We start from the raw sequence: 9622 nt of genomic DNA, 5'->3' as shown, positions 1-9622 counted from the left end.
GAACACGGCCTCCTGGTCACTGCTGCGATCAACGCGATCATCGGCGCCCCCGCCGCAGAAGACCCCCGCACGTCGACCCAGCGTCGCGCGCAGGGCCTGGCCGACCTCGCCCGGATCGTGCTGGACACCAACCAGGCCTCACCCGGCGCCGCGATCCCACCCCACCTGAACGTCACGGTGTCCTGGACCGAGCTGATCGCCCAGGCCACCCGCACCCGCGAGGGCCTGTGCCTGACCTGCGGACAAGCCACACCAGGCCCCGCCACACCAGGCCGTTCACCAGGACGTGTACCAGGACGTCCCACCGGCGCCGGCGCACCAGGCACAAGCACGGGTGCAGGTACAGCGGTTACGGGCACGAGTACGAGCGCGGGCGTGGGCGTGGCCGGCACACTGTCGATGTCTGGGTTGTTGTCCGGTGGTGGGCCGGTGTTCTCCGAGACCGGTGACCGTGCACCACGAGCACTGCTACGCCGGTTGGCGTGTGACAGTGCGGTCACCCGGGTTGTGTTCGGACCTGATGGTGCGGTCCTGGACGTCGGACGCGCTCAACGCACCGTTACCGGGCAGATGCGGCGAGCCGTGATCGCTCGGGACCGGCACTGCGTCTTCCCCGGATGCGACCAACCACCCTCACGGTGCGAGGTCCACCACGCGATCACTCACTGGGCCCACGGCGGGAACACGTCGGTGAGCAACAGTGCCCTGTTGTGCTGGTACCACCACCAACTCGTCGACACCCAAGGCATCACCATGCACTGGACAGGCAAACCCCTAACCGGCACCACCGGCGACGGCACCACCACCGGCGCTGCCGTCCCGGGCACCCTGCTGGAGACCGGGTGGGCCTTCACCGACGCCCGAGGACACCGCATCACCCTGCCCGAACCCATCGAAACCCCACCCGAATCCGAAGCCGCCTAACCCCGCCGAGGGACTCGACCAACCAGAACCGCCGGGCGCCAACCTGACCACGGGCCCGCAGACCCGGCCGCGGTTTGCGACCTGCCGACCACCGGGCTACTGCCGGCCGAGGGCACCTGACCCCGTGGCCGTGGGCGGCCTGATCTGTCACGCCAGGTCGCCCCACGGCTCTCGGTCAGTCCTCTACAAGCCTGGTCCGGTCCGCCAGCAGTACGGTCGCAATCGCCAGCAGCCCGGTGAGCCCGAGCACCGCCGCATACGCGGGCAGGCCTACGACGTCGTGCAGGGTCCACAGGAGCGCACCGGTCGCAGTGGACGCGACGGCGGCGGCTACGGCGTCCGCCACCTGAAGTGCCGACGAGGCCGATCCCTGTTCGTGCGGCGCCGCCAACTCGAGCGTGAGGACGGACAGAGTGGGGTAGACGAGACCCATCCCGCTGCCGGACAGCACCCAGAACGCCATCCCGACCCAGGCCGGCACGTCCGGGAGCACCAGGACTGCAGCGCCGATCATCCCGAGGGTGAGAAGGCTTCCGCCGAGCCGTACGTAGCTGGCATGGCCCAGATGCAGCAGGTCGCGGCCACGAACCCAGGACGCTCCGGACCAGCCGAGGGCTCCGACCGTGAGGATGAGGCCTGCGCCGCCAGGGCTCAGGTGCCGCTCGTGCACCAGGAGCAGGGGCAGCAGCACCTCGGAACCCACGAACGCCGCCGACACCAGGGCCCGCACCGACACGACGGCCGGCAGGCCGCGCCCGGCCCGGAGCACGGCCAGGGCAAGCCGCAGCGCGTGCAGCGGGGGAGCTGCCGGCTGGCCGCCCGCGGCGTCTGGCACGGCAGTGTCAGGCGCCCCAGTGTCAGGCGCTCCAGCGTCATCCGGGCGCGTCGCCGCTACGGGCCGGTCCTCGTGGGCGGCCGTCAGGCCGGGCCGCATCAGAAGTGCCGCTGGGACGGTCAGTACGGCGGCGCCGAGGAACACCCAGCGCCAGCCCACGTGGTCCACGACGAGTCCGGCGAGCCCTGGCCCGACGATCGCGGGCACCACCCACGCCGCGGCGAACGCGGAGAACACGGTGGCATGCCGCTCGGTGGCGAACACGCGGGCGACCAGGACGTACAGCGCGACACCGAAGAGCCCGTTGCCGACGCCCTGCACCGCACGTCCCGCGACGAGGGCGCCCATGCCGGTCGCCGTGCCCGCCACGAGGAGGCCGACGACGAAGAGTGCCACGCCGGTCCACATGGCCGGCGCGGGGCCGCTGCGATCGCACCAGCGTCCGGCCGTGAGCATCCCGACGACGCTGGTCGCGAACGCCACCGCGAACGCCAGCGTGTAGTACCGCAGCCCGTCCAGCTCGACGGCGACCGTCGGCATCGCCGTCGACACGGCGAGGGACTCGAACGCCCCGAGCGAGCAGAGCGCGACCATCCCGGCGAGGACGAGGCGCTGCCCGCCCCGGCTCAGCCGACCCGACGGTGGAGGCGCGGGTGATGCGGACTGCGGGGGTGGCGCGGACTGCGGGGGTGGCGCGGATGGCGCGGGTGGTGCGGAAACCGACGAGGACGTCGGCACAGTGGCGGTCACACCAGCACCACCTTTCCGGTGGTGCGGCGCTCCTCCAGCTCGCGGTGGGCCCGGGCGGCCTCGGCGAACGGCACGCGGTGCGTGGCCACCCGCCACCGGCCCGCCGCCGCACGGGCCAGGGCGCGCTCCTGGTAGGGCCGTTGGTCGGGCATCGGGGGAGCGTCGGGCCCTACGGCGTAGCGAACCTCGAACGGCGGCTCGACGTGGTCGGCGTCCGCCCAGGACGTGTAGCGGTTCGGCGCACCGGATGCCCAGCCGTAGGCGACGAGCCGTGCGGGCGGCGAGACGCTCCTGCTGACGGTGTCACCGGCAGCACCGGCGCCACCAGCACCAGCAGCACCAGCAGCACCAGCACGACCCTGCCCCACCAGCAGCGCGGTCGCGGCGGTGCCCAGGTCTCCGCCGACGCCGTCGAACACGAGCGTCGCGCGGGCGCCTCCCAGGGCGGCCCGGGCGGTGTCCGTCCAGTCGGGGGCGGAGTAGTCGACCAGGGCGAGGCGGCCGAAGCGGTTGCCGTCCTCCGCGCCCTCCAGGCCCACCAGATCCTCCAGGACCTTGAGTCTGGACAGGCTGCTCGCCAGGGCGACGACGCGGGCGCCGGTGTTCAACGCCTCTTGCACAAAAAGTGTGCCAAGCCCGCCTGCGGCACCTGTCACCACGACGACGTCGGCGGCGGTCACGGCCGCGATGTCGAGGGTGTAGACCGCCATCCGTCCGGTCCCGATCATCGCTATCGCGTCGGACGGATCGAGCGGAGCGCCGTCCGGGCCATCGGGAATCACGTGCAGCTTGTCGGTGCCGACGACGACGCGCCGGGCGTACCCGCCGCCGTCCGTCACGCGGCCCAGGTGTGCCGCCACCGGTCGTCCGATCCACGCGGCGTCGACGCCGGGGCCGACGTCGGAGACGGTGCCCGCGATCTCGCGGCCCGGGATGGTCGGGAGGCTCGGCAGGGCGAGCGGCGGGCCATCCTCGCCGCGGCGGAGGCTCGTGTCGAGGAGGTGCACGCCGTGTGCCACGGCGTCGACGAGCACCTCCCCGGGACCCGGTGTGGGATCGGGGACCTGCTCGAGCGTGAGGACCTCGGGCGGCCCGAAGGAGTGGTGTCTGATGGCGTCCATGCCGTCATCCTTTAACCTGAACCAAACTTGAGGTCAACCGTGACCTGTGCCGGCTCGGCGCCGCCGCTCCCGGCCCGCCGTCCGGAGTTGTCGAGAGCCGTAGGAGGCCGCCTGTGGAAGCACCCAACCCCGCCGTCCCGTGGGACCGTGACGAGCTCACTGTCGGCGACCTCGCCGCGCGGAGCGGCGTCTCCGTGTCCGCTTTGCACTTCTACGAGCGCAAGGGGCTGATCGCGAGCCGGCGGACGTCGGGCAACCAGCGACGTTACCCGCGCGAGACGCTGCGGCGGGTGGCGTTCATCCGGGTGTCGCAGCGCGTCGGCATCCCGCTCGCCGATATCGGCGCAGCGCTGGCCACGCTCCCCGGCGACCGCACTCCGACTGCGAAGGACTGGCGGCGGATCTCGCAGGCCTGGCACGACGACCTCGACGCGCGGATCGAGCAGCTCTCCCGGCTGCGGGACCACCTCACCGACTGCATCGGTTGCGGGTGTCTCTCGCTGCGTCGCTGTGCGCTGACCAACCCGCACGACGAGCTCGCCGAGGCCGGCCCGGGTCCGCGGACGCTCCTGGTGGAAGGGCTGGAGCCGGACGGGGCGTGACGGTGTTGGTGCTGGTGGAGGGCGACTTTGCGGGCGGTCCCGTCGAAGGCTCTGGTAGAAAGCCGCACGGTGGTACCTGGTGGAGAGCGGCACCGATGCCGAGCCGGGTGTCGAGGCGGATGCCGAACTGACCGAGCGCGCCGACCGGACGCGCCGAATGAGGGAGAGCTGTGGGTACGTACTACGAGTGGGTCGCTGACCTGGACGTGACCGAGGACGACGCGCCCGAGGTCGGGCGACGGGTGGTGGAGGCCCTGGTCGCGCGCGGGGTGATCCTTCCGGAACTGTCTCCGGACGCGGCCCTCGGGGGCGACGGTCATCCGGCGGGACCCGCGTGGGCCGACACCGTGGAGACGTCGGTCTCGGGAGAGACACCGTGGGGTGTCCAGGTCCGGGTCGGCCGTGAGGTGCAGGACGGCGGGCAGTTCGACGTCGGCTCGGTGACGTGCCCGCGCTGCTCGGCCACAAGAGAGTTCTTCGGGCCGCCGGAGGAGTTCGGCCCGACCTGCTCGGACGAGGAGGGCCTGCGGCAGTTCTACGATGCGGCGGCGGCCTGGAGCGAGGGGGACTCCGGGAGCGAGGCGGACCTGGGGTGCCGGACGTGCGGCGTCGCCACGCCGGTCGTCGAGTGGCGGGCCGGCGGCGCGGCGCTCACCTGCCTGGCCGTCATCTTCTGGAGCTGGGACGAGCTTCGCCCCGAGGCGGTGCGCTGGGTCGCCGACGCGATGGGCGGGCACCGGATCGCGCACGGGAGCGGCAAGATCTGACGCCCAGCGGAACGGTCTGACGCCTAGAAGCAGGGTCTAGTGCCGCTGTGCCCACTAGGCTCGCGACCATGGCTTCTGCACTGCCCCGCGTCCTCGTGCTCAACGGTCCTAATCTCGGCCGGCTCGGTGTCCGCGAGCCCGAGATCTACGGCCACGCCTCGATGGCCGATCTCACGATCGCCGCCGCGAAATGGGGCGAGGAGCTCGGGCTGGACGTCGAGGTGCGGCAGACCGACGGTGAGTCGGAGATCGTCGGCTGGCTCCACGAGGCGGTCGACGCCGGCGCCCACGTGGTGCTGAACCCGGCGGCGTTCACGCACTACTCGTACGCGCTGCGTGACGCCGCCGCCCAGGTCACGACAGCGGGCCTGCTGCTCGTCGAGGTGCACCTGTCCAACCCGGCCACGCGCGAGTCGTTCCGGCACTACTCGGTGGTGGCCGGGATCGCCACCGGCACCGTCGCCGGGTTCGGCTTCGACTCCTACCGGCTGGCGCTGTCGGCGATCGCGTGGCGGCTGGCGGGCTAGAAGCCAGGGCCCTGGCTCGGTCGTAGGACGCGGGCCACATCACAGGGCGAGGCATGCGGCGGGCACGGCGATATCTGCAAGAACTGGCAAGACGACAGCAGTCAAGTCGATAAGCTTGAGGTCTTCTGTTTAAGCCCCCAGGCTTGAGGACTTCTCCTGAAGGGTCTAGGCTTGAGTGCATGATCGTCCTCACCGTCGACCAGCGAGGCTCGACCTACGCCGCCGACCGGGTTCCCGAGGTCCTTGCCGAGCTCGAGGACCTGACGCGCGGGCGCGATGGGGTGGTGGTGCCGTTCGAGCGCACGGTGGGCGACGAGGTGCAGGGCATCCTCGCGGTCGGGCGGGACGGTGCCGAGCTCGCGATAGACATCGCGCTGCACCTCCTGCGTGATCAGGGCTGGAGCGTGGGTATCGGCGTCGGCCCGGTCGAGGGCCCGTTGCCCACCGTGTCGCGCGAGGCGCGCGGATTCGCGTTCTACCGCGCCCGCGACGCCGTCGAGCGGGCCAAGACCCGCGGCAGGGGTACCTCGATCGCCGTCGAGGGGCCCGCACCGGGCCCAACCCAGCCGGACCTGGCCGCCGAGGTCGAGGCCCTGCTTCGTCTTCTCGCCGCGATTCGCGCGCGCAGGACTCCCCACGGGTGGGAGGTCGCCGATACGCTCGCCACGCTCGAGGACAAACCGGGACGACAGCGGATCGTCGCCCAGTCCCTGAAGGTCAGCGAGCAGGCGGTGAGCCAGCGGGTCCGTGCGGCGCTCTGGCAGGAAGAAGAAGCGGTGCGTCCGGTGGCGGTGCGGCTGCTCGCCGAGCTGAGCAGCTCGACGGGCGAAGAGGCGGACGTCGCGGGCGGAGCTGCCGCTGGGACGGGAAACCGCAGGGCAAGGACGACGCATGCCGAGACCGAGCGTGCGCAGAGCTGAGGGGGACGTGGCACCGTGACCTGGGAAATGCTGGAGACCATCGACGGGTGGCAGTGGGTGGTGGCGGTGGCGATCTGGCTCGTCACGCTGTTCTTGAGCGTCATCGTGGGTTCGTGGGTGGTGCCCTGGGTGCTGCGCAAGGCCAGCGGGGGCGACCTGCCCTGGGCGCGTTACGAGCCGTACGAGCCGCCCGTCGTGCCGCAGGCGCTCGAAGCGGGTGACGACGAGCCGCGCGGCACTCCGAAGAGCGGACAGGCCGGCGACGGCGACGAACCGCCGACCGGCACCATGAACCCGGAAGCCATGGACATCCTGCGGGGCGGTGCCTGGCTCGGCGTGCTGGAGCGCCTGGCGATCACCGGCGCCCTCCTGGCCGGCTACCCCTACGGCATCGCGATAGTGGTCGCGATCAAGGGGCTCGGCCGCTACGCCGAGCTGCGTGACCAGCCGGTGGCGTCGGAGCGGTTCGTCGTGGGCACGCTCGCCTCGTTGATCTGGTCGGTGGCGATGGGGCTCCTGGGCCTCGCCGCGATGAACGCGCTGGTGGTCTGATGGTTCGTCGGGCCGTCCGCTCGAACTGTCCCGTCAGATCCCACGGTCCGTTAGACTTGACCGCTGCTGCTTGACACCTGCTTGATCACTCAGCTTGATCACCCCAGCCGCCGGCCTGTTGTCGGCGTGCCCTGGGTACACCTTCACCGACACAGGAAGACGAACGTGGCTACCTCCAACGACATCAAGAACGGCACCGTGCTCCGTATCGACGGGAACCTCTGGTCCGTCATCGAGTTCCAGCATGTCAAGCCGGGCAAGGGTGGAGCGTTCGTCCGAACGAAGATGAAGAACGTGCTGTCGGGCAAGGTCGTCGACAAGACGTTCAACGCCGGCATCAAGGTCGAGACGGCCAACGTGGACCGCCGCGACTTCCAGTACCTGTACATGGACGGCGAGGACTTCGTCTTCATGGACACCGACACGTACGACCAGGTGACCGTGCCCGCGGCGACCGTCGGTGACGCGAAGGACTACATGCTCGAGGGCATGAGCGTCATGCTCGCCTCGAACGACGGCACGCCGCTGTACATCGAGCTGCCGACGTCCGTCGTCCTGGAGATCACCTACACCGAGCCGGGCCTGCAGGGCGACCGGTCCACGGGCGGCACCAAGCCGGCGACCCTCGAGACGGGTGCCGAGATCCAGGTCCCGCTGTTCCTCGAGCAGGGTGTCAAGGTCAAGGTCGACACGCGCACGGGCGACTACCTCGGTCGCGTCACGGAGTGACGCGGGGCTGAGGCTCCACAGCCCACCAGCAGGTTTCGTAGCACAGCTTCAGTAGTGACCTTCCGTAGCAGAGAGAGACCATGGGCGCACGCACCAAGGCGCGCAAGCGCGCCGCCGACATCCTCTTCGAGGCGGAGCAGCGGGGCATCGACCCGCTGAAGCTCCTCGCCGACCGCGTGGCCGTGCCGCACACCGAGGCGGCCGTGCCGCAGTACACGGTCGACATCGTCGAGGGTGTGGTCGCGCACCGCGACCGCATCGACGAGGTGCTGGAGACGTACTCGCAGGGCTGGACTCTCCAGCGCATGCCCGCGGTCGACCGCGCACTGCTGCGGATCGGCTCCTGGGAGGTCCTCTTCAACGACGAGGTGCCCGACGCCGTCGCACTGGACGAGGCGGTCGACCTCGCGGGCGACCTGTCCACCGACGACTCCCCGGCCTTCGTGAACGGACTGCTCGGCCGGGTCAAGGATCTGAAGCCGACCCTGCTGGCGTGAGTTCCGGCAGGATCGCCGGTGCAAGCCGGCAGCACGCGTGAGCACCGGTCCCGGCGCTGAACGGTTCGACGAGCGACGTCTGCTCGTCGCCCTGTTCGGTGCTGGGACCGCTGCGTTCGCGCAGCTCTACGCCCCGCAGTCGGTCCTGCCGGACGCCGCCCGCGACCTCGCGACGTCGGCCTCCGCGACAGCGTTGCTCGTCTCCGCCGCCACGCTCGGCCTGGCCGCGGGCGTCCTGCCCTGGGCCTGGGTGGCCGACCGCGTGGGACGGGTGCGGGCGATGACCATCGCGATGCTCGGCGCGACAGCGGTCGGGCTGGCGGTCCCGTTCGCGCCGACGTTCGGCCTGATCATCGCCGGCCGGGCCGTCGAAGGGCTGCTCGTCGCGGGCGTGCCCGCCGTCGCCATGGCGTACCTGACCGAGATGCTGACCGACGCCGGCGCCGCGTCGGCCGTGCCACGCGCGGCGGGGACCTACGTGGCGGGCACCTCGATGGGCGGGCTCGTGGGCCGGCTGGTGTCGGGCGGCGTCGCGGAGCTCTTCGGCTGGCGCGCCGGCGTGGGCGCCGTCGCCGTCGCATGCCTGGTCGCGACGGGCGTGTTCGTCTGGCTGGCGCCGCGGGACCTGCCGGGGGAGCCGGCACGGGGCCGATCGTCGGACGGCGGTGGCGGCGACGGTGGCGGTGGCGGTGGCGGCGACGGTGACAGCTCCAGCCGCGACAGGTCCAGACGGCTCCGGGTGCTGTTCAGCCCGCGGCTGCTCGCGCTCGACGCCCAGGGCCTGCTGCTCATGGGCGGCTTCGTGGCGGTCTACAACTACCTCGGCTTCCGCCTGGCCGACGAGCCGTTCGGGCTGTCTTCCGGCGTGGTGAGCCTCGTGTTCCTCGCCTACCTGGCCGGGACGTGGTCGTCGGCGCGGACCGGCCGACTGGTCGTGCGGCACGGGCGGCGCCGGGTGCTGATCGCCTCGAGCGGAGTCATGGCGCTCGGCGTGCTGGTGACGCTGTCGGCCTGGTTGCCGCTGCTCCTGGCAGGCCTGGTCGTGCTGACCGCCGGGTTCTTCGGGGCGCACGCCGTGGCCAGCGGGTGGACACCGGTCGCCGCGCCGCGGGCCCGGACCCAGGCGGCGGCTGTCTACAACCTGGCGTACTACGCGGGTTCCAGCGTGTTCGGATGGCTCGGCGGCGTCGGGTTCGCCCTGGCCGGTTGGCCGGGCACCGTCGGCATGGTGCTCGGGCTCGTGGCCGTCGCGGTGGGGCTGGCGGCGTCGGTGCTCCGCGACTGACAGCACTGGCGGCACTGCCGCGCAGGGTTCCGACAGCACAGGGTTCCGACAGCACAGGGTTCCGACAGCACCGGCAGCGGGGTCCGTCGAGGCTGCGAGGTTATGTGCAACCT

The 9622-nt window shown here is 71.6% G+C and carries 11 protein-coding genes and 1 pseudogene; 10 read left to right on the top strand and 2 right to left on the bottom strand.

Annotation, left to right across the window (positions count from 1 at the left end):
• Window positions 1–12: 12 nt before the first annotated feature.
• Window positions 13–585, top strand: a pseudogene (locus LUU90_RS12140) (DUF222 domain-containing protein); the annotation flags it as partial.
• Between the two features lie 105 nt (window positions 586–690).
• Window positions 691–924 carry a hypothetical protein gene (locus tag LUU90_RS12135; RefSeq protein WP_275003690.1) on the top strand — a complete coding sequence of 78 codons (234 nt, stop codon included), beginning with the start codon at window positions 691–693 and terminating at the stop codon, window positions 922–924.
• Window positions 925–1099: 175 nt separating this feature from the next.
• Here LUU90_RS12135 and LUU90_RS12130 read toward each other — a convergent pair whose 3' ends face one another.
• Together LUU90_RS12130 and LUU90_RS12125 are read right to left on the bottom strand one after the other, a co-directional pair.
• The gene (locus tag LUU90_RS12130) at window positions 1100–2509 is read right to left on the bottom strand and encodes an MFS transporter (RefSeq protein ID WP_275003676.1); all 1410 of its coding nucleotides are present in this window, start codon (window positions 2507–2509) and stop codon (window positions 1100–1102) included.
• Window positions 2506–3630, bottom strand: a complete 1125-nt coding sequence (locus tag LUU90_RS12125; RefSeq protein ID WP_275003675.1) for an alcohol dehydrogenase catalytic domain-containing protein — start codon at window positions 3628–3630, stop codon at window positions 2506–2508. The genes LUU90_RS12130 and LUU90_RS12125 overlap by 4 nt, the downstream gene beginning before the upstream one ends.
• Window positions 3631–3743: 113 nt before the next feature.
• Here LUU90_RS12125 and soxR point away from each other — a divergent pair, with 113 nt between their 5' ends.
• The 8 genes from soxR to LUU90_RS12085 all read left to right on the top strand — a co-directional run bounded on the left by soxR (window position 3744) and on the right by LUU90_RS12085 (window position 9509).
• Window positions 3744–4232: a redox-sensitive transcriptional activator SoxR gene (gene soxR, locus LUU90_RS12120; protein ID WP_275003674.1), complete on the top strand. Its 489-nt coding sequence runs from the start codon at window positions 3744–3746 to the stop codon at window positions 4230–4232.
• A gap of 170 nt (window positions 4233–4402) precedes the next feature.
• Window positions 4403–4999 carry a hypothetical protein gene (locus LUU90_RS12115; protein ID WP_275003673.1) on the top strand — a complete coding sequence of 199 codons (597 nt, stop codon included), beginning with the start codon at window positions 4403–4405 and terminating at the stop codon, window positions 4997–4999.
• Between the two features lie 68 nt (window positions 5000–5067).
• Entirely contained in the window at window positions 5068–5526 is a 459-nt protein-coding gene (locus LUU90_RS12110; RefSeq protein WP_275003672.1) for a type II 3-dehydroquinate dehydratase, read from the top strand.
• A gap of 179 nt (window positions 5527–5705) precedes the next feature.
• Window positions 5706–6446, top strand: a complete 741-nt coding sequence (locus tag LUU90_RS12105) for a hypothetical protein (protein WP_275003671.1) — start codon at window positions 5706–5708, stop codon at window positions 6444–6446.
• A 15-nt stretch (window positions 6447–6461) separates the two neighbouring features.
• Window positions 6462–6998 (top strand): hypothetical protein, encoded by a 537-nt coding sequence (locus tag LUU90_RS12100; RefSeq protein WP_275003670.1) that lies wholly within the window; start codon window positions 6462–6464, stop codon window positions 6996–6998.
• 165 nt (window positions 6999–7163) lie between these two features.
• Window positions 7164–7727: an elongation factor P gene (gene efp / locus LUU90_RS12095; RefSeq protein ID WP_275003669.1), complete on the top strand. Its 564-nt coding sequence runs from the start codon at window positions 7164–7166 to the stop codon at window positions 7725–7727.
• An 80-nt stretch (window positions 7728–7807) separates the two neighbouring features.
• Window positions 7808–8224 (top strand): transcription antitermination factor NusB, encoded by a 417-nt coding sequence (nusB, locus tag LUU90_RS12090; protein ID WP_274992432.1) that lies wholly within the window; start codon window positions 7808–7810, stop codon window positions 8222–8224.
• 37 nt (window positions 8225–8261) lie between these two features.
• Complete coding sequence (locus LUU90_RS12085) at window positions 8262–9509, top strand: MFS transporter (protein ID WP_275003668.1); 1248 nt, start codon at window positions 8262–8264, stop codon at window positions 9507–9509.
• Window positions 9510–9622: the final 113 nt, after the last annotated feature.

The organism is Promicromonospora iranensis (assembly GCF_028994775.1).
Lineage (GTDB): Bacteria > Actinomycetota > Actinomycetes > Actinomycetales > Cellulomonadaceae > Promicromonospora > Promicromonospora iranensis_A.
The sequence above is the reverse complement of the archived record's forward strand: the minus strand, read 5'-3'. Positions and strand labels throughout refer to the sequence as shown.

Excerpts from the sequence above, each read along its gene's own strand:
- LUU90_RS12125 (WP_275003675.1), bottom strand. The coding sequence starts at position 3,630 with ATGGACGCCATCAGACACCACTCCTTCGGGCCGCCCGAGGTCCTCACG.
- LUU90_RS12110 (WP_275003672.1), top strand. The coding sequence starts at position 5,068 with ATGGCTTCTGCACTGCCCCGCGTCCTCGTGCTCAACGGTCCTAATCTC.
- LUU90_RS12105 (WP_275003671.1), top strand. The coding sequence starts at position 5,706 with ATGATCGTCCTCACCGTCGACCAGCGAGGCTCGACCTACGCCGCCGAC.
- nusB (WP_274992432.1), top strand. The coding sequence starts at position 7,808 with ATGGGCGCACGCACCAAGGCGCGCAAGCGCGCCGCCGACATCCTCTTC.